We start from the raw sequence: 18,339 nt of genomic DNA, 5'->3' as shown, positions 1-18,339 counted from the left end.
CTAGATGGCGTTGCGCAGGCTGAGGTCTTCGGGATGCGGCTGCAGGTAGGCCTGCTGCGCGATGTAGGGATGCGGGTGGCGGGCGAAGTGGTGCTTGAGCAGGGTGAGCGGCACCACCAGCGGCACGATGCCGGTGCGGTACTGCTCGATCAGGCGCTGCATCTCGGCCTTCTCGTCACGCCCCAGGGAGCCCTTCAGGTAACCGCTGATGTGCTGCAGCACGTTGCTGTGGGTACCCCGGGTGGCGCAGCGGCTGAGGCCCTTCATCAGCTCGCTGAAGTAACGCGGTGCCAGTTCCTCGGGGTGGTGCTCGCCGATGCCGCCGAGCATCCGCCCGAGGGCGCGGTAGCGCGCGGGGTCGCTGGCCATCAGCTGGTACTTGTAGCGGGCGTGGAATTCGAGGATGCCGCGCCGGGTCAGCCCCTCGGCCAGCAGGGCGCGCCAATCGGCGTGGGCGTAGACGCGGGTGAGGAAATTCTCCCGCAGCACCGGGTCGCACAGGCGGCCTTCTTCCTCCACCGGCAGGTCGGGGCGGGCGGCGCAGAAGGTCTCGGCGAACAGGCCGCGCCCGCCGCCTTCGGCGGGGTAGCCGTTGTCCTGGTAGACCTTGACGCGGTATAGGCCGCAGGAAGGTGACTTCTGCATGAAGATGAAGCCGTCCAGGTCGTCCAGGCGCTCGGCGGTCTGCCGGCCGTAGTCGCGCAGGGCATCGCTGACGTCACGCTCGTCGCGGCTGCCCACGGCGCGCGGGGCGGCGGGGTCGCCCACCAGGCGCAGGGTCGGGCGCGGCGTGCCGAGGCCGATGCCGACCTCCGGGCAGACGCGGACGAATTCCAGGTGGCGGGCGAGAAATTGGCTGCACAGTCGGGATTCCTTGTGCCCGCCATTGAAGCGGACTTCCTCGCCCATCAGGCAGGCGCTGATGCCGATCTTGGGGGGCTGGGCAGTGGGGGCGCTGGACATGCGGTGCCTCGGATGAACTTGTACAGGTTATGTTATTTGTACAACCTGTGTTCATGATAGGCGTGTCATTGTACAAATCAATAGTCTTGTACAACTTTTTCGGCGACCTGTCCGGGGTCGCCGATGGGACGGTGTGCGACCGTTAGAGGTGTTCGAGCAGGCGGCGGGCGGCGTCCTGCCCGCTCAGCCAGGCGCCTTCCACGCGGCCGGAGCTGCACCAGTCGCCGCAGGCGTAGAGCCCCAGGTCGGCGTCGGCCAGGGCGCCCCATTCGTGGGCCTGGGCCGGGCGCGCGTAGAGCCAGCGGTGGGCCAGGGTGAAGGCTGGCGGCGATACGGCACAGCCGATCAGCTCGGCGAAGGCGCCGTAGAGCTGCTCGATCACCGCTTCCTTGGGCAGGTCCAGGTGCTGGCGGCTCCAGGCGCTGGTGGCGTGCAGCACCCAGGTGTCCTGGCTGTTGTCGCGACCGGGCTTGGTGCGGTTGCGCGCCACCCAGTCGAGCCCGCTGCCTTGCACGAAGCAGCCTTCGACGGGTGTCTCCAGCGGCTTCTCGAAGGCCAGGGCCACGGCCCAGGTGGGCTCCATGGCGACGCTGGCGGCGACCCCGGCGAGCTTGGGGGCGGCGGCCAGCAGGGTGGTGGCCTGGGGCGCGGGGGTGGCGATGATGACGTGGCTGAAGGGGCCGTGGCTCTGGCCCTCGGCGTCCTGCAGGCTCCAGTGCTGCTCGCCGCGGAACACCTCGGTGATGCGGCAGCTGAAGTTCACCGGCAGCGCGCCCATCAGGGCCCGGGTGATGGCGCTCATGCGTGGGGTACCGACCCAGCGCACCTGTTCGTCCGGGGAGGGCGAGAGGGTGCCGTTGCGGAAGTTGTAGAGGGTGGGCGTCCACTCGGCGACCCAGCCGCGGTCGCGCCATTGCTGGACGACTTCGGTGAAGCGGCGGTCACGGGCGGTGAAATACTGCGCGCCGAGGTCGAGCGAACCGGCGTCGCTGCGCTTGCTGGCCATACGACCGCCACTGCCGCGGCTCTTGTCGAAGAGCTGCACGGCGTGCCCGGCGGCATGCAGCGCCTGGGCGGCGGAAAGGCCCGCGAGGCCGGTTCCGATGATGGCGATGGGAGTGCTCATGGTTACCTCTTTACCTTGTGCTGTAGCGACTGCTGATCAGGTGTTCGATAAACCTATACACTTTTGTTGCGTTGTACAGGGCTATCGGTTCCAATTCGAGTGCCGCTCATAAAGGTGTGACCATGGCGGACTCAACCCGTGCCCTGTCTTGATTCAGACTAGGGCGATATCTCCACTTAGCACCATGCGAGGAGGATGCCATGCACATATTGCTGACCGGCGGTACTGGCCTGATCGGCCGTGAGCTCTGCCGGCTGTGGAGCGGGCAGGGCCACCAGGTCACCGTGCTCAGCCGCACGCCGCAGCGCGTGGCGGGGCTTTGCGGGCCCGTGGTGCGGGCCATCGGCAGCCTCGACGAATACGGTGACGGGCCCCTGGATGCGCTGGTCAACATGGCGGGCGAACCGGTGGCCGGCGGGCTGTGGACGCGCAACCGCAAGGCGAAGATTCTCGACAGCCGGGTGGCCTTCACCGAGCGCCTGCTGGCCTGGCTGGAGACCCGCGAGCAACGCCCGGCGCTGCTGCTGTCCGGCTCGGCGGTGGGCTGGTATGGCGACGCCGGCGAGCGCGAGCTGCGCGAGGACGCGCCACCCGGCAACGGCGATTTTGCCAGCGCCCTGTGCATCGCCTGGGAAGAGACCGCGCAACGCGCCGAGGCACTGGGCATCCGCGTGGTGCTGTTGCGCACTGGCCTGGTGCTTGCGGCCCATGATGGTTTCCTCCGCGACATGCTCCGGGCGTTCCGCCTCGGCCTGGGCGGGCGCCTGGGCAGCGGCCGCCAGTGGATGCCGTGGATTCACCTGCAGGATCAAATCGCCGCGATGGATTTTCTTTTGCATCAGGAGGGGGCCAGCGGTCCCTATAATGCGTGCGCTCCGCACCCCGCGCGCAATTGTGATTTCACCCGGAGCCTGGGCCGCGCGCTGGGGCGGCCGACCGTTCTGCCGGCGCCGACCTTCGCGTTGCGCCTGCTGCTGGGGGAGATGTCGATCCTCCTGCTGGGCGGCCAGCGCGCCGTGCCGGCGCGGCTGCTGGACGCCGGTTTCATCTTTCGTTTCACCGATCTGGATACGGCGCTCGCCGATGTGCTGAGGCCTAAGGACGTTGCATGACTGATCACGCGCTGCTGCTGGCCAACCTGGGCTCACCCGCTTCCACCTCGGTGGAGGACGTGCGTCGCTACCTCAACCAGTTCCTCATGGACCCCTACGTCATCGACCTGCCCTGGCCGCTGCGTCGCCTGCTGGTCTCGCTGATCCTGATCAAGCGTCCCGCGCAGTCGGCCCATGCCTACGCCTCCATCTGGTGGCCCGAAGGCTCGCCGCTGGTCGCTCTCAGCCGCCGCCTGCAGGCCGCCACCCAGCCGTTCTGGCCCCATGGGCCGGTGGCCCTGGCGATGCGCTACGGCGAGCCTTCCATCGAGAACACCCTGCAGGAGCTGGTGCGCCAGGGCGTCAAGCGCGTGACGCTGGCACCGCTCTACCCGCAGTTCGCCGACAGCACCACCACCACCGTCGAACAGGAGACGCGCCGGGTCATCGCCGCCCATGGCTTCAAGCTCCAGGTGCAGGTGCTCGACCCCTTCTACGACCAGCCCGAGTACCTCGATGCCCTGGTGGCCAGCGCCCGCCCGCACCTGGAGCAGGGCTTCGATCACCTGCTGATGAGCTACCACGGGCTGCCCGAGCGTCACCTGCACAAGGCCGACACCAGTGGCAGCCACTGCCTGAAGGGCGCGGACTGCTGCCAGCGTGCCGAGGGCCAGGTGCTCGCCCGCTGCTACCGTGCCCAGTGCTACCGCACCAGCGAAGGCTTCGCCGCGCGCATGGGGCTGCAGCCGGGGCAGTGGTCGGTGTCCTTCCAGTCGCGCCTGGGGCGCGCCAAGTGGATCGAGCCCTACACCGAGAGCCGCCTCGACGAACTGGCGGCACAGGGGGTGAAGAAACTGCTGGTGATGTGCCCGGCCTTCGTCGCCGACTGCATCGAGACCCTGGAGGAGATCGGCGACCGCGGGCGCGAGCAGTTCATCGCCGCTGGCGGCGAGGACCTGGTACTGGTGCCCTGCATGAACGATCACCCGCAATGGGCCCAGGCACTGGCCAGCCTTTCCGGCAAGGCCCAGCGCCTGCTCTGAGCATCAGCCCGGGGACAGCCCGGGCATTCGCCTGGCCTATAAAGCCGCTGCTTCATCCCGCCTGCACCTAAGCTGGGCGCTTCTTCCACCGTCGTGCGCCGCACCGGCGGCGCCGAGGAGAGCCCATGCAGAACAACAACAATGGCTATCCCTCGGGCCTGCGAGCCTGGACCACCGTCGCCATTCTGATGGTGGCCTACGTGCTTTCCTTCATCGATCGGCAGATTCTCAACCTGCTGGTTGAGCCCATCCGCCGTGATCTGGTCATCAGCGACACGCAGATGAGCCTGCTGATGGGCCTGTCCTTCGCGCTGTTCTACACCGTCTGCGGCATCCCCCTAGGGCGCCTGGCCGATACCCGTAGCCGCCGCGGGCTGATCGCCATCGGCGTACTGTTCTGGAGCGCTGCCACCGCCGCCTGCGGCATGGCCAAGCTGTACTGGCAGTTCCTCGTCTGCCGCATCGGCGTGGGCGTGGGCGAGGCGGCATTGTCGCCGGCGGCCTATTCGCTGATCGCCGACAGCTTCCCCCAGGAGCGCCGCGCCACCGCCATCAGCGTGTATTCCATGGGCGTGTACCTCGGCTCGGGGCTGGCCTTCCTGCTCGGCGGGCTGGTGATCAAGTTCGCCTCCGCTCAGGGCGACGTGCACCTGCCGCTGCTGGGTGACGTGCGCCCCTGGCAGTTGATCTTCCTCATCCTCGGCGGTGCCGGCGTGCTCTTCACCTTGCTGATGCTGGCGGTGCGCGAACCGGCCCGGCGCGGCGTGGGCGCCGGTGTCGCGGTGCCTTTCTCTGAAGTGGGGCGCTACATCCGCGCCAACCGCCGCACTGTGCTCTGCCACAACTTCGGCTTCGCCGGGCTGGCCTTCGCCGGCTACGGTAGCGCGGCGTGGATCCCCACCTTCTTCATCCGCACCTACGGCTGGGACGCCGGCCATGTGGGCGTGGTCTACGGCAGCATCGTCGCGGTGTTCGGTTGCCTCGGCATCGTCTTCGGCGGCCGCCTGGCGGACCGCATGGCCAAGCGCGGGCGCAGCGACGCCAACATGCGCGTCGGCCTCATCGCCGCCATCGGGGCGCTGCCGCTGGTGGTGGTGTTCCCGCTGCTGGACAACGCCAACTGGGTGACCGTGCTGATGGCGCCGACCGTGTTCTTCCTCAGCATGCCCTTCGGCGTGGCGCCGGCGGCGATCCAGGAGATCATGCCCAACTCCATGCGTGGCCAGGCTTCGGCCATCTACCTGTTTGTCATCACCCTGATCGGCCTGGGCCTCGGCCCCACCGCCGTGGCCCTGGTGACCGACTACGTGTTCGCCGACGACAAGGCGTTGCGCTACTCGCTGCTGATCGTCACCTCGCTGGCGGTGTTCAGCTCGGTGGTGCTGCTGTGGATGGGGCTCAAGCCCTACCGCGAAAGCATCGAGCGCCTGAAGCAGTGGGTGGCGCCGAGCCCGCTGCCGGCGGCCAAGCTGGCGGATGCCTGACTGGCGGCCCCAATGAAAAAGCCCCGCGATTGCGGGGCTTTTTTTGTGGCGCGGGGCTCAGATGTCCGGCGCGTCGTCCGCCGCCTTGTGCTTCCAGGCGTCGTGGCCGGGAAGGACCAGGTTGAGGGCGATGGCGACGATGGCGCAGAGGGCGATGCCCTTGAGGCCGAAGTCGTCCGGGCCGGTGCCGGTACCGATCAGTACGCCGCCGATGCCGAACACCAGGGTCACCGAAACGATCACCAGGTTGCGCGCCTCGGCCAGGTCCACCTTGTGGCGGATCATGGTGTTCATGCCCACCGCGGCGATGGAGCCGAACAGCAGGCAGAGGATGCCGCCCATGACCGGCACCGGGATGCTCTGCAGGATGGCGCCGAACTTGCCGATGAAGGCCAGGCCGATGGCGAACAGCGCTGCCCAGGTCATGATCTTCGGGTTGTAGTTCTTGGTCAGCATCACCGCGCCGGTGACTTCGGCATAGGTGGTGTTCGGCGGGCCGCCGAACAGGCCGGCGGCCGAGGTGGCCAGGCCGTCGCCCAGCAGGGTGCGGTGCAGGCCGGGGGTCTTCAGGTAGTTCTTGCCGGTGACGCTGCCCACCGCGATCACGCCGCCGATGTGCTCGATGGCCGGGGCCAGGGCCACGGGGACGATGAACAGGATGGCCTGCCAGTTGAACTCGGGGGCGGTGAAGGCCGGCAGTTCCAGCCAGGGCGCTGCGAGGATCTTGGCGGTGTCGACCACGCCGAACCAGAACGACAGGGCAAAGCCCACCAGCACGCCGGAGATGATCGGCACCAGGCGGAAGATGCCCTTGCCGAACACCGCCACCACCAGGGTGGTCAGCAGCGCCGGCATGGAGATCCACATGGCGGTGGCGTAGGGGATCAGCTCGGTGCCGTCACCGGCCTTGCCCATGGCCATGTTGGCGGCGATGGGGGCCATGGCCAGGCCGATGGAGATGATCACCGGGCCGATCACCACCGGGGGCAGCAAACGGTCGATGAAGCCGGTGCCTTTGATCTTCACCGCCAGGCCGAGGAAGGTGTAGACGAAGCCCGCCGCCACCACGCCGCCCATGGTCGCGGCCAGGCCGAACTGGCCCTTGGCGAGGATGATGGGGGTGATGAAGGCGAAGCTCGATGCCAGGAACACCGGCACCTGGCGACCGGTCACGATCTGGAACAGCAGGGTGCCCATGCCGGCGGTGAACAGCGCCACGTTCGGGTCCAGGCCGGTGATCAGCGGCATCAGCACCAGGGCGCCGAAGGCCACGAAGAGCATCTGCGCGCCGGACAGCACCTGGCGCCACAGCGGTTCGTTGAATTCATCGCTCATGGATCAGGTGTCCTTCTGCTTGGTGCCGAAGATCTTGTCGCCGGCATCGCCCAGGCCCGGAATGATGTAGCCATGCTCGTTGAGCTTTTCATCGATGGAGGCGGTGAAGATCATCACGTCCGGGTGGGCATCGTTGACCACCTTGATGCCTTCCGGCGCGGCCACCAGCACCATGGCGCGGATCTCCTTGCAGCCGGCACGCTTGAGCAGCTCGATGGTGGCGACCAGGGAACCGCCGGTGGCCAGCATCGGGTCGATGATCAGTGCCAGGCGCTCGTCGATCTCGGGGGCCAGTTTTTCCAGGTAGGTGTGCGCTTCGAGGGTTTCCTCGTTGCGGGCCACGCCCACGGCGCTGACCTTGGCGCCCGGGATCAGGCTGAGCACGCCGTCGAGCATGCCGATGCCGGCACGCAGGATGGGCACCACGGTGATCTTCTTGCCGGCGATCTTCTCCACCTGCACCGGGCCCGCCCAGCCCTGGATCTCGTAGTTTTCCAGGGGCAGGTCGTTGGTCGCTTCATAGGTGAGCAGGGCGCCCACTTCCTGGGCCAGTTCGCGGAAGTTCTTCGTGCTGATGTCGGCGCGGCGCATCAGGCCGATTTTGTGGCGGATCAGCGGGTGGCGGATCTCTCGGATAGGCATGGGGTGTTACTCCGGCGGGCTGGCAAAAAAATTGCGTTAGATTAAAGCATTGCCTGTGCCATGTCGTGACTGACTGGCCGGTCGCGCGACCTTTGGGGCGTTGCATGACGAGGCCTGCAGGGCTGCGACAAACTATCCTCGACACTCGTCCGGCAGGGCTTGCTCCCGGACAGACGGATGAGTACCTTTGCCGACTTTTATCTTGACGCCCCGATCAACTTCCCACGGAAGCCAGGGCCAACGCCGCTCAAAAACAGAGGAAAAGCCATGCCCGCCGATCTCGCCCACATCCGCCAGGTAATGGCCGAAGCCGACTGCCTGTACACCGATGCCCAGGTCGAAGCCGCCATCGACCAGATCGCCGGCGCCATCAATGGCGAGCTGGCCGAGCGCAACCCCGTGGTCTTCTGCGTGATGAACGGCGGCCTGATCTTCGCCGGCAAGCTGCTGCCGAAGCTCGACTTCCCCCTGGAGCTGTCCTACCTGCACGCCACCCGCTACCGCAATGAAACCAGCGGCGGCGAGCTGTTCTGGAAGGCCAAGCCGGAAATCTCCTTCATCGACCGCGACGTGCTGATCATCGACGACATCCTCGACGAAGGGCACACCCTCGCGGCGATCATCGACTTCTGCAAACACGCCGGCGCCGCCCACGTGCACACCGCCGTGCTGATCGACAAGACCCACGACCGCAAGGCGCGCCCGGACCTCAAGGCCGACTACGTGGGCCTGCCCTGCGTGGACCGCTACATCTTCGGCTACGGCATGGACTACAAGGGCTACTGGCGCAACGCCGCCGGCATCTTTGCCGTTAAAGGGCTCTAAGCCCGTGGCTGTGCGCTTCCTCGACCAGGCCCTGTTCGCCGACCTGGCCGCAGGGGCCGCGGCCAGCCCGCGCCAGCGGCTGCACCACAACTTCCACGGCATGGAAGAGCCCTGCCACCGCCTGGCGGTGGGGCTGCAACCCGGCACCTACATCGCCCCCCATCGCCACCTGTCCGCCGACAAGGCCGAGACCCTGCTGGTGCTCAAGGGCGCCTTGGGCCTGCTGCTGTTCAGCGAGGACGGTGCCGTGCAGGAGACTCGCGAGCTGCGTGCCGGGGGCGAGTGCGTCGGGGTCGATCTCACGCCCGGCCAGTTCCATGCCCTGGTGGTGCTGGAGGCCGACAGCCTGCTCTTCGAATGCAAGGCCGGCCCCTATCGCCCGTTGGTGGATGGGGAGTTCGCCCCTTGGGCGCCCCGCGAAGGCGAGCCCGCCGCCCTCGACTACCTGGCCTGGATGCGCGCTCAGTTCGGCTGAGGCTCCAGCCAGCGCAGGGCCTTGGCCCGCGCCTGTTCCAGGTCGCGCACATAGGCCAGGCGGCCGTCCTCGCGACGGATGCCGGCACGGCGCAGCTTCAGCCGCACCCGCGTCGTGGTGCCCACCAGCACCAGGCCGATCCCCTGCTTGTGGTAGTCGTTCAGCAGGTTCTCGATGGCCGCCAGTGCGGTCATGTCCAGCAGCGGTACCGCGCTGATTTCCACGATCACCACCTTCACCTGCGGGTTCAGCCGGCGCAGCACGCTCAGGGCCTTTTCCGCGGCGCCGAAGAACAACGGGCCACGGATCACGTAGGGCATCACCTGTTCCGGCAGGCCCTCCAGCGCCTGGCCGAGGTGCGCGGGCAGGGGCTGGGCGTCGGTGAGGTCGCTCATGCGCTTGATGAACAGGGCCGCCGCCAGCAGCAGGCCGACGCCCACCGCCAGCACCATGTCGAACAGCACCGTCAGCACCAGGCAGGTGAGCAGCACCAGCACGTCGTTGCGCGGGGCGATGCGCAGGGTGTGGGCGACGTGGCGCGCCTCGCTCATGTTCCACGCCACCATCAGCAGCAGCGCCGCCAGGGCGGCCATCGGCAGGTAGCTGAACAGCGGCGCCAGCAGCAGCATGGCCAGCAGCACCACCCCGGCGTGGATCACCGCCGCGATAGGCGACACGGCGCCGGCGCGGACGTTGGCGGCACTGCGGGCGATGGCGGCGGTGGCGGTGATACCACCGAACAGCGGCGCCACCAGGTTGCCCAGGCCCTGGCCGAGCAGTTCGGCGTTGGGGTCGTGGCGGGTGCCGGTCATGCCGTCGGAAACCACGGCGCAGAGCAGCGACTCGATGGCGCCCAGCATGGCGATGGCGAAGGCCGGGGCGAGCAACTGACGCACCAGCTCGAAGGACATCACCAGCGGTGCGCCACTGGCACCGGGCAACTCCCAGGGCCAGGCGAAGCTCGGCAGGAAGGGCGGGATGCCGGGGTGCACCATGCCATCGAGTTCATAGGTGAAGCGCTCGCCGAGGGTCGCCACCGGCAGGCCCAGGTAATCCAGGGCCAGGCCCAGCAGGGCGCCGACCGCCAGGGCCACCAGGTGTCCCGGCACCTTGGGCACCAGGCGCGGCCACAACAGCAGGACCGCGAGGCAGGCCAGCGCCACCAGCGCGTCGCCCAGGTGTGCACTTGGCAGTGCCTGGGCCAGCAGGCCGAGCTGCTCGACGTAGTTCTGTGGCGGGTGCGCCAGCTCCAGGCCGAACACGTCCTTGATCTGCAGGGTGGCGATGACGATGCCGATGCCGGCGGTGAAGCCCAGGGTCACCGGGTAGGGGATGAACTGGATCAGCCGGCCGAAGCGCGCCAGGCCCATGGCGAGGAGGATCATCCCGGCCATCATGGTGCACAGCAGCAGGCCACCGAGGCCGAATTGCTGGGTGATGGGCAGGAGGATGACCACGAAGGCGGCGGTGGGGCCGGAGACGTTGAAGCGCGAGCCGCCGCTGAGGGCGATCAGCGGGGCGGCCACCAGCACTGTATAGAGGCCATGCTGCGGCGCGACCCCGACGGCGATGGCCAGCGCCATGGCCAGCGGGATGGCGACGATGCCCACCGTCAGGCCGGCGCCCAGGTCGCTGCGCAGGGATTTCCAGGAATAGCCGCTGCGCAGGCTCTGGCGCAGGGCAGCGAACAGTGGCGGCATGGGTAATGACATGGCGACTCCTCGGCGGAAGGCACCGATTATAGGGGCTGCGTGGCGCTTGCCACCTTGACCTGAGTCCAATGACTACAGGCCAAGGGCCCATGCTAGAGTGCTGCGCTCGTTTCTGCCGGGAGTTGCCGATGTCTCGCCGTACCCGCTTCGCTGCCATCCTCCTGCTCGCCGCCAGCCTGCCCCTGGCCGCCGCCCCGAGCGGGGCCCCGAAGGGGGCGACCACACTCCTGCAGACCGACTTCCTGCCCCCCGACGAACAGGGCCTGCGCCAGGAGCAGCCCGAGCAGCAACTGGTGGTGAAGGTGGTCAGCTACCGCGTCACCCTGGGCAACCAGCGCCAATCCAACCAGCAGCCGATCCCCATCACCACGCCGATGCTGATCCAGCTGCGCGCCACTCCCGTGGGCAAGACGACCGGCAAGGGCTCGGAAGCGGTCGATGTGCAGATCGACTTCGAGGCCGACGGCAAGAGCCTGAAGAAGGCGACCTACGACGAAGCCGCCCGCAAACTGACGCTGCACTACCCGCAGTCCCAGTACCGCGCGGTGCTCGATCTGCTGCGCAGCGGCACGGTGTTCTGCCAGTTCGCCGCCTACCCCAACGGCCATGTCTGGGCCGACCTGCACCTGGGGCCCGTACGCCTGCGTTGAGCCGCATCGGCCTGCGGGGGTAAACTTCGGGCCCCGTGTGTTCCGGCCAGAGAGTAGTGAGCGATGCGCAAAGACAAGAAGCAGGTGATCGGCGAAGAAATCACCGAGGACTCGATCAAGCTGTTCCTCACGGTGGAGCCGGCCGATGCGACGCCGCCGTCCCTGCACAAGCTGGTCAAGGCCTACCGCGGCCTGCGCATCGATGACTTCGAACGCTTCCTGCAGTTCTTCCTCGAGGCCGGCTACGACCTCGGCGCCAAGGACGAGCAGGGCAATGACTTCGTCGCCCTGATCAAGGATCAGCGCCTGGCCGAACCCTATATCGAGGCCGTTCAGGCCGCCCGGGGCTGACCCGAGTTATCCACAGGAACCCGCCTTCGAGCGGGTTTCTGCTTTTCTGGGCCTGGCAAAAACAGTGACCCAACGCACGAACGAGGAGGTGCACATGAGCAAGGAAGACGCATCGCAACGCTGGCAGCAGAAGACCGTCGCCTATGCCCGCGCGATCAACGCCTATGTCGAGAAAGGCCTGCGCGAGGGCTGGGACAACGCCGGCAAGGAGCCCAGTTCCGCCGGGCGCGAGAAGCTGGTTCCCGCGCTGCTGGAAGCCCTGCGCGAGGCCAACCGCAGTGGCCACCTGGAAGGGCTGCAGGAAGCCTGGCCACCGGCCCATGCGCCGCTGCACGAGGTGCTCGACGAACAGGGCCAGGCCATTCCCATGCTCGCGCTGCTGGATGATGGCTCCATCGTCGCGCGCATCGGCGCCACCTGGGAGCCGGGGCACGTGGTGCGCATCGTCGGTGATCGGGTCGAGGATGTACCGGGCCTGGCGTTCTTCGGCGCCTGCCCCAATCGACGTTTCTACGCCCTGGCGCGGGAGACGGGCGTGGAGGTGCGGGACGGCTGGGACGGCCCGGTGGTGCTGCACTGCCCCTGGCCGCTGGGCACCGAGGATGCACCTGAGGGCGTGGAGCTGGAAACCTTCGCCGAGACGCCGCGCCCCACGCGTCTGCAGCCCTTCCCGGACGGGCGCCGGGTGCTGCTGGTGAGCGGCTCGGGCATCTTCGTGCTGGCCCCGGAAGGCGCGCGCCGCCTGTACCCGGACAACGCATCCCTCAAGGAATACGCCGAGGCCACCGACTACGAGCCGCCGTACTCCACCGGCCTGAGCATGGAGCACGGGGCGGTGTCGGCGGACGGTCGCTGGATCGCCGTGGGCGGCCAGGACGGTCGCCATCACCTGTTCGACGCCGACCTGCAACCGGTGGCGGCCATCGGGCCCCATGGCGAGTACCCGCATTACGCCCTGTTCAGTGGCGATGGCCGCAGCGTGGCCTTCAACGCCTGCCACTTCTACAACGGCGGCACCGTCGCCGTGGACCTCGCCCAGGCAGCGGGCCTGGATTCGGACCACTACGAGGATGTGGCGGGCGTGACCCTGGTGGAGGAGGGCGCGCGCGTCTACGCCGGTGCCTCCCTGGGCGATCGCTTCATCCTCGGCGACGCCTACGGCTACCTGCGTTGCGTCGATGCGACGGGTGAGCCTGTCTGGCAGCACTTCCTCGGTTCGACCCTGTGCGCCATCGACCTCTCCGCCGATGGCCGAACCCTGGTGGCCTCCAGCTACGCCGGCATCATCGCCATCATCGACCTGGAGGCTGGCCGCCCGGAGTGGCAGATCGGCACCGGTGAGCACCGCGAGCGTCGCCGCTGGCTGTTCTGGAAGGGCGAGGAAACGCCGCTGGCGTGGTGATCGGCGCGAAGACCATTGCTCTGCATGATGGGTTTCGCTCCGCTCTACCCATCCTACTGGCTGGCTCTGCCCCAGAACGAAAAAACCGCCCCGAGGGGCGGTTCTTTCATGGCGCTGAAGCTCAGCCCGCAGTGGCGGCGCTGGCTTCGGCCGGCTTGGCGGTCGCGATGCCCAGGCGCGCATCGCAGTGCTGGCTGACGCGGTGGTACAGCTCGGCGTCGGTCTCCAGCTCTTTCTCGCGAGCGGGGAAGATCTCCTTCAGCTTGGCGGACCACTCGGCCGAGCGGGCCTGCTCGGCGAAGCAGCGTTCGATCAGGTTGAGCATGATCGAAACGGTCACCGAAGCACCCGGGGATGCGCCGAGCAGGGCGGCGATACTGCCGTCCTCCGCGGCCACCAGTTCGGTGCCGAACTGCAGGATGCCGCCTTTCTTGGCGTCCTTCTTGATGATCTGCACGCGCTGGCCGGCCACTTCCAGGCGCCAGTCGGCCGGGTCGAGTTCCGGGTAGAACTTGCGCAGGGCATCCAGGCGCTGTTCCTGGGACTGCATCACTTCCTTGATCAGGTAGCGGGTCAGGTCCATGTTGTCGCGCGCCACGGCCAGCATCGGGCCGAGGTTGCTCGGGCGTACCGACAGCGGCAGGTCGAGGAACGAGCCGTGCTTGAGGAACTTGGTTGTGAAGCCGGCATAAGGCCCGAACAGCAGGGACTTCTTGCCGTCGACCACGCGGGTGTCCAGGTGCGGCACGGACATCGGCGGGGCGCCCACTTCGGCCTGGCTGTAGACCTTGGCCTGGTGGTGCTTGACCACGTCGGGGTTGTCGCAGCGCAGCCACTGGCCGCTGACCGGGAAGCCGCCGAAGCCCTTGCCTTCCGGGATGCCCGACAGCTGCAGCAACGGCAGCGCGCCGCCACCGGCACCGAGGAACACGAAGCGCGCGGCGACTTCGCGGTTGGCACCGCTCTGGGTGTTCTTGATGCTGACCTTCCAGCCGTCATCGGTACGCTTGAGGTCGGTGACCTTCTGGAAGTAGCTGACGCGGGTATCCGCCTGGGTGGCGAGGTACTGCAGCAACTGGTTGGTCAGGGCGCCGAAGTTGACGTCGGTGCCGTTGGCCGCACGGGTGGCGGCGACCGCTTCGTCCGCAGGGCGGCCGGGCATCATCAGCGGCATCCATTCGGCCAGGGTGGCTCGGTCTTCCGAGTACTCCATGTGGGCGAACGCGTGGTGCTTGGTGATGGCTTCGAAGCGCGTCTTGAGGAAGGGGATGTCCTTGCCGCGCACGAAGGACAGGTGCGGCACGGAGTTGATGAAGTCACGGGGCGAACCGAAGCCTTCCTTGTCGCTCAGGTAGGACCAGAACTGCTTGGAGACTTCGAACTGGGTGTTGATCAGTACCGCTTTCTTGATGTCGATGGAACCATCGGCGGCCTGGGGGTGTAGTTCAGCTCGCACAGGCCGGCATGGCCGGTACCCGCATTGTTCCAGGGGTTGGAGCTCTCGATGGCACCGGATTCGCGGAGTTCCGCGATTTCCAGCTTGATGCCTGGATCGAGTTCCTTCAGCAGGACCGCCAGTGTGGCGCTCATGATGCCGGCCCCGACCAGCAACACGTCCACTGCTTGGTAATCGTCTTGCGCCATTTGCTCGCCACTCTCTCGTGAAGTAGTGAAAAACCGTCATCTCACGCTCTTTTGGAGACGTGAACCTCAAAAGATCGCCTACCGGGGGCAGGCCGCTTCCATCAGCGCGGGTGGCGCTGCGTCCATGCAAAGGGATTTGCACGTCGGGCGGAAGGTGCGGCAGGCCAGTGATGGCAGCGAAAGTGGACGGCTCTCTGTGGGGCTGTGCGGGTGCCAAGCGAAGGCTCGGCCGGTGTTGCGAGGCCCGATCAGGAGACGACCTTATAATCGGGGGCGATTGTAGCGAAGAAATAGGAGGAATTGAGCGTTTGTACGTGACTTTTATTCATCCATCGGTCAGGCCGCCAACGCTCGCGCGCCGCGTGACTGCTGGACGACCTGCTGGATGAGCGCGGAGGCGGGCAGTTGCTGGCCGATCCACGACAGGCGCTGTTCGCGGACCTGCACCCATCGGCCCCGCACGGGCGCCTCGGCAGCCTGGTGGAAGCCACGGCACAGGCCCTTGTCGTCGAGCAGGGCGAAGCAGCGGATCTTGGCGCGAGGGGCGAACAGGGACCAGAGGAACATCATCACGGCTTTCTCCTTGGGTATGCCGCTTTATCCCATCCCTGCGTGACAGGGGCATTACAGGAACCCGCCGGGCCTCCCAACGGTCTCATTCCAGGCCACTGATAGCGCTCTGTCAGTAGGCGTGCCGGCTGGTTATACTCCCGGCCTTCCGCGTCCAACCTGGAGAAACAAGCATGCTGAATCGCGCGTTGCTCGGCCTGCTGGCCGGCCTCAGCCTTACCCTGGTCGGCTGTGCCCTCAGCCCGCAACAACTCAGCCCGCAACCCAAGCTCACCGGCCCGCTCACGCCCGTCGGCCAGGGCCAGCCGGTAGTGGTTCGTGTCGCCGATGGGCGCTCCTCGCCGGTGCTCGGCACCCGTGGCGGCCTCTATGCGGACACCAGCAACATCACCGTTCAGGGCCAGGACATCCTGCCGCGCCTGCAGACCGAAGCCGAAGCCGCCGTGCGCCTGCTGGGCTTCACGCCGTCGCCCAACGCCTTCAACGCCCCGCAGCTGACCCTGACCCTGGCCGACCTGAAGTACCAGTCGCCCAAGGAAGGCGTCTACGTGACCAAGGCTGACATCAGCGCCACCTTCCGTGTCGACGTGCAGAACGCCAGCCGTCGCTACAGCGGCCGTTACAGCGCCTCCCTGGCCCAGCAGTTCGGCACCGCGCCGAACCAGGAAACCAATACCAAGCTGGTATCCGGGGTACTCAGCGACGCCCTGACCCGCGCCTTCAAGGACCCGACCATCGGGCAGATGCTGGCGCAGTAAGGCTGCACCGCTGCGAACGAGCCCGGCCCCCGTGCCGGGCTTTTTCTTGCCTGCGCGATTCGTCGGAAACGCCGCAGGGGAGCGGGGCGCTCGGGTAGACTCGCCGCCGAATCCGGATGGCCCGCTCCCCGCGCGGCCGCATTTCCACCTCGCAGGCCGCGCCTGCTCGGAGTTGAAGATGTCCCTGCAGGACCTCTGGTCTGTCTACCTCGCCCATCCCCACCAGGTGGTCAACGCCCTGGCGCTGTTCTTCGCCCTGGTCGGTTCCTGGCTGCTGGTCGCCACCCGCCTGCGCGAGCAGCGCGTCGCCGGGCGCCTGGCCGCCGACAGCGAAATGGAGGGGATGGCGCAACCGGCGCTGATGCAGGACGAGACCACCCAGCGGCTGAACCGCTTCTTCTACGCCTTCGGCTATTTCAGCCTGGCCGTGGCCCTTGGCGTGTCCTGGGCCAGCACCCAGCTCTGAGCGATCCCGGCGCTGCCGGTGACCGGCTGGACATGAAAACGGCGACCCGAGGGTCGCCGTTTTGCATTGCGCGCTACCGTCAGAGCGGCAGGCCGGCCCTGATGCGGTACTGGTTGCGCACCGGGGTGGCGTACTGCAGCACCAGCCAGGGACGCTGTTCTTCGGGGCAGGCGTTGAGGCGCTTCTGCCACTCGGCGCGGGCGCGGGCGATCTCGTCCGTGCCGAACAGGCTTTCCAGCGTCGGCACCGCCAGCTCGGGGTCGCGCTCGCTCCACATGGCGTAGGCCAGATAGTGCACCGGGAACAGCCGGTAGCCGCCGAGGATGCGACGGTCCATCTCGGCGGCCAGCAGCTTGGCGTCAGCGATGTCCTCGCGGATCTCGTCGTTGAAGGCGATGTGCACCCGGCCTTTGTAGCCGGTGATGCCCAGGGCGATGCTGGTGTCGTCCTCGCCCGGCGCCTTCTCGTAGCCGCCGGTGGTGGCGCGGATATACAGCTCGCGGGCCTTGGCCAGGTCGCAGGGATCGTATTCGTAGCTGATCGACACCGGCACCACGTGCAGGTCGTGGATCACCGCGGCGAAGGGCTCGTCCTTGCGGCTCATGTGGAACATCTTGAGGATCGCCGAATCGGTGCGGTCGTCGCCGTCCTTCGCGCGGCCCTCGGCCTGGGCGATCCAGATCGACTGGGCGTCCACGCGGATGGAGTGGTTGATGTAGGCCGAAAGCAACTGGAAGGCCGCCAGCTTCTCGCGCCGGCCCGCCAGGTTGCGGTGCACGATGAAGCTCTTGTTCAGGCGCATGAGGTCGCTGACGAAGGGCTTCTGCAGCAGGTTGTCGCCGATGGCGATGCGCGGCGTAGGCACCCCGGCGTGGTACACGGCGTAGTTGACGAAGGCCGGGTCCATGACGATGTCGCGATGGTTGGCGACGAACAGGTAGGGGTTGCCGGGCTTGAGCTTGTCCACGCCCGAGTAGGTCACGCCGTCGGTGGCGCGCTCGATGGTGTGGTCGACGTAGGGCTCGATCTTGTCCTGCAGCGCGGTCACCGAAGCGATGCCGCGGAACTCGCGACGCAGGCGATGAGCTATAACAGGCTTGAGCAGCCAGCCGAGCGGGCCTGCCAGGCGGGGGAAACGATAGCGGGTGAGGGCGCCGAGGAAAGCCGGGTCGGCGGACAGGCGCGCGAGCACCTCGGCCACCTCGGCATCGTCGTAGGGTCGGATGGCTTCGAATTCGCCCATCGGGTTCTCTTGTTGTGCTGCGGCTGGAGATAAGGGTGGCGCCCCGAATCACGGGGCCTGAAATAGACCGGCGATTATACAGCCAAGTCACACGGGAGTTTCGCATGCTGGAAACCCAGGCCTATGAATGCCCCTACTGCGGCGAACCGGTGGAAGCGGTGCTCGACCTTTCTGCCGGCGACCAGCAGTACATCGAGGATTGCCCGGTGTGCTGCCGGCCCATCGTCTTCGCGCTCGCCACCGACGGTGAGGACTGGAGCCTCGACGTGCGGCGGGAGGACGACTGATGCAGCGCATCTATGAGCCCGGCGACCTGATCGAGGCGGAGCTGCTCCTGGGCATGCTGGCCAGCGAGGGCATCGAGGCCCACCTGGCCGGCGGGCACCTGCTGGGCGGTATCGGCGAGCTACCGTTGATGGGGCTGCTGGGCCTGCTGGTGGAGGATGAGGACGCCGAGCGGGCGCGGCTGCTGATCGCCACGTACAATGCCGCGCAACCCATGCCGGGCGATGAGCCCGACAGCTACCCCGGCACCCTGCTGTGCTGAACCTGCCCGAGC

Annotated in this window: 19 protein-coding genes and 1 pseudogene; 12 read left to right on the top strand and 8 right to left on the bottom strand. The window is 67.4% G+C overall.

The window, feature by feature from the left end:
- Together PSm6_RS05585 and PSm6_RS05580 are read right to left on the bottom strand one after the other, a co-directional pair.
- A complete protein-coding gene (locus PSm6_RS05585; RefSeq protein WP_021222248.1) occupies nt 1-963 on the bottom strand; it encodes a YbgA family protein in 963 nt (320 codons plus the stop codon).
- A 142-nt stretch (nt 964-1,105) separates the two neighbouring features.
- Nucleotides 1,106-2,089: an NAD(P)/FAD-dependent oxidoreductase gene (locus PSm6_RS05580; RefSeq protein WP_021222249.1), complete on the bottom strand. Its 984-nt coding sequence runs from the start codon at nt 2,087-2,089 to the stop codon at nt 1,106-1,108.
- 200 nt (nt 2,090-2,289) lie between these two features.
- On the opposite strand from PSm6_RS05580, the gene PSm6_RS05575 reads away from it, so the two are divergent.
- The 3 genes from PSm6_RS05575 to PSm6_RS05565 all read left to right on the top strand — a co-directional run bounded on the left by PSm6_RS05575 (nt 2,290) and on the right by PSm6_RS05565 (nt 5,707).
- Nucleotides 2,290-3,201: a TIGR01777 family oxidoreductase gene (locus PSm6_RS05575; RefSeq protein ID WP_265169720.1), complete on the top strand. Its 912-nt coding sequence runs from the start codon at nt 2,290-2,292 to the stop codon at nt 3,199-3,201.
- Nucleotides 3,198-4,223 (top strand): ferrochelatase, encoded by a 1,026-nt coding sequence (hemH, locus tag PSm6_RS05570; RefSeq protein ID WP_265169719.1) that lies wholly within the window; start codon nt 3,198-3,200, stop codon nt 4,221-4,223. The genes PSm6_RS05575 and hemH overlap by 4 nt, the downstream gene beginning before the upstream one ends.
- A 125-nt stretch (nt 4,224-4,348) precedes the next feature.
- Nucleotides 4,349-5,707, top strand: coding sequence for a spinster family MFS transporter (locus PSm6_RS05565; RefSeq protein WP_265169718.1), 1,359 nt, complete (start codon nt 4,349-4,351; stop codon nt 5,705-5,707).
- Nucleotides 5,708-5,764: 57 nt separating this feature from the next.
- Here PSm6_RS05565 and PSm6_RS05560 read toward each other — a convergent pair whose 3' ends face one another.
- Nucleotides 5,765-7,042 (bottom strand): uracil-xanthine permease family protein, encoded by a 1,278-nt coding sequence (locus PSm6_RS05560; protein ID WP_021222253.1) that lies wholly within the window; start codon nt 7,040-7,042, stop codon nt 5,765-5,767.
- 3 nt (nt 7,043-7,045) lie between these two features.
- On the bottom strand, nt 7,046-7,684 hold the full coding sequence (gene upp, locus PSm6_RS05555; RefSeq protein WP_021222254.1) for a uracil phosphoribosyltransferase: 639 nt from the start codon (nt 7,682-7,684) through the stop codon (nt 7,046-7,048).
- 267 nt (nt 7,685-7,951) lie between these two features.
- Here upp and PSm6_RS05550 point away from each other — a divergent pair, with 267 nt between their 5' ends.
- Together PSm6_RS05550 and PSm6_RS05545 are read left to right on the top strand one after the other, a co-directional pair.
- Complete coding sequence (locus PSm6_RS05550) at nt 7,952-8,509, top strand: hypoxanthine-guanine phosphoribosyltransferase (protein WP_021222255.1); 558 nt, start codon at nt 7,952-7,954, stop codon at nt 8,507-8,509.
- Nucleotides 8,510-8,513: 4 nt separating this feature from the next.
- Nucleotides 8,514-8,984 carry a WbuC family cupin fold metalloprotein gene (locus PSm6_RS05545; protein WP_265169717.1) on the top strand — a complete coding sequence of 157 codons (471 nt, stop codon included), beginning with the start codon at nt 8,514-8,516 and terminating at the stop codon, nt 8,982-8,984.
- Here PSm6_RS05545 and dauA read toward each other — a convergent pair.
- A complete protein-coding gene (gene dauA / locus PSm6_RS05540) occupies nt 8,972-10,696 on the bottom strand; it encodes a C4-dicarboxylic acid transporter DauA (protein ID WP_265169716.1) in 1,725 nt (574 codons plus the stop codon). The two genes, PSm6_RS05545 and dauA, sit on opposite strands and share 13 nt — an antisense overlap.
- A 128-nt stretch (nt 10,697-10,824) precedes the next feature.
- Here dauA and PSm6_RS05535 point away from each other — a divergent pair, with 128 nt between their 5' ends.
- From PSm6_RS05535 to PSm6_RS05525, 3 genes are all read left to right on the top strand, one after another.
- Nucleotides 10,825-11,346, top strand: a complete 522-nt coding sequence (locus PSm6_RS05535; protein ID WP_265169715.1) for a hypothetical protein — start codon at nt 10,825-10,827, stop codon at nt 11,344-11,346.
- A gap of 63 nt (nt 11,347-11,409) precedes the next feature.
- Nucleotides 11,410-11,697: a PA4642 family protein gene (locus PSm6_RS05530; RefSeq protein ID WP_021222259.1), complete on the top strand. Its 288-nt coding sequence runs from the start codon at nt 11,410-11,412 to the stop codon at nt 11,695-11,697.
- 94 nt (nt 11,698-11,791) lie between these two features.
- The gene (locus PSm6_RS05525; protein ID WP_021222260.1) at nt 11,792-13,099 is read left to right on the top strand and encodes a WD40 repeat domain-containing protein; all 1,308 of its coding nucleotides are present in this window, start codon (nt 11,792-11,794) and stop codon (nt 13,097-13,099) included.
- 121 nt (nt 13,100-13,220) lie between these two features.
- Here the strand turns inward: PSm6_RS05525 and mqo are convergent.
- Together mqo and PSm6_RS05515 are read right to left on the bottom strand one after the other, a co-directional pair.
- Nucleotides 13,221-14,743, bottom strand: a pseudogene (gene mqo / locus PSm6_RS05520) (malate dehydrogenase (quinone)).
- A 336-nt stretch (nt 14,744-15,079) separates the two neighbouring features.
- Complete coding sequence (locus tag PSm6_RS05515; RefSeq protein WP_043246548.1) at nt 15,080-15,313, bottom strand: hypothetical protein; 234 nt, start codon at nt 15,311-15,313, stop codon at nt 15,080-15,082.
- 173 nt (nt 15,314-15,486) lie between these two features.
- On the opposite strand from PSm6_RS05515, the gene PSm6_RS05510 reads away from it, so the two are divergent.
- Nucleotides 15,487-16,071: a YajG family lipoprotein gene (locus PSm6_RS05510; RefSeq protein ID WP_021222263.1), complete on the top strand. Its 585-nt coding sequence runs from the start codon at nt 15,487-15,489 to the stop codon at nt 16,069-16,071.
- Nucleotides 16,072-16,249: 178 nt separating this feature from the next.
- On the top strand, nt 16,250-16,537 hold the full coding sequence (locus tag PSm6_RS05505; protein WP_043246545.1) for a hypothetical protein: 288 nt from the start codon (nt 16,250-16,252) through the stop codon (nt 16,535-16,537).
- Between the two features lie 79 nt (nt 16,538-16,616).
- Here PSm6_RS05505 and PSm6_RS05500 read toward each other — a convergent pair whose 3' ends face one another.
- Nucleotides 16,617-17,780, bottom strand: a complete 1,164-nt coding sequence (locus PSm6_RS05500) for a 1-acyl-sn-glycerol-3-phosphate acyltransferase (RefSeq protein WP_021222265.1) — start codon at nt 17,778-17,780, stop codon at nt 16,617-16,619.
- Nucleotides 17,781-17,884: 104 nt separating this feature from the next.
- On the opposite strand from PSm6_RS05500, the gene PSm6_RS05495 reads away from it, so the two are divergent.
- Together PSm6_RS05495 and PSm6_RS05490 are read left to right on the top strand one after the other, a co-directional pair.
- Complete coding sequence (locus PSm6_RS05495) at nt 17,885-18,067, top strand: CPXCG motif-containing cysteine-rich protein (protein WP_184487390.1); 183 nt, start codon at nt 17,885-17,887, stop codon at nt 18,065-18,067.
- Nucleotides 18,067-18,327, top strand: a complete 261-nt coding sequence (locus PSm6_RS05490) for a putative signal transducing protein (RefSeq protein ID WP_265169714.1) — start codon at nt 18,067-18,069, stop codon at nt 18,325-18,327. Before PSm6_RS05495 ends, PSm6_RS05490 begins: the two co-directional genes overlap by 1 nt.
- Nucleotides 18,328-18,339: the final 12 nt, after the last annotated feature.

The sequence above is a fragment of the Pseudomonas solani genome (genome assembly GCF_026072635.1).
Taxonomy (GTDB): Bacteria; Pseudomonadota; Gammaproteobacteria; order Pseudomonadales; family Pseudomonadaceae; genus Metapseudomonas; species Metapseudomonas solani.
The sequence above is the reverse complement of the archived record's forward strand: the minus strand, read 5'-3'. Positions and strand labels throughout refer to the sequence as shown.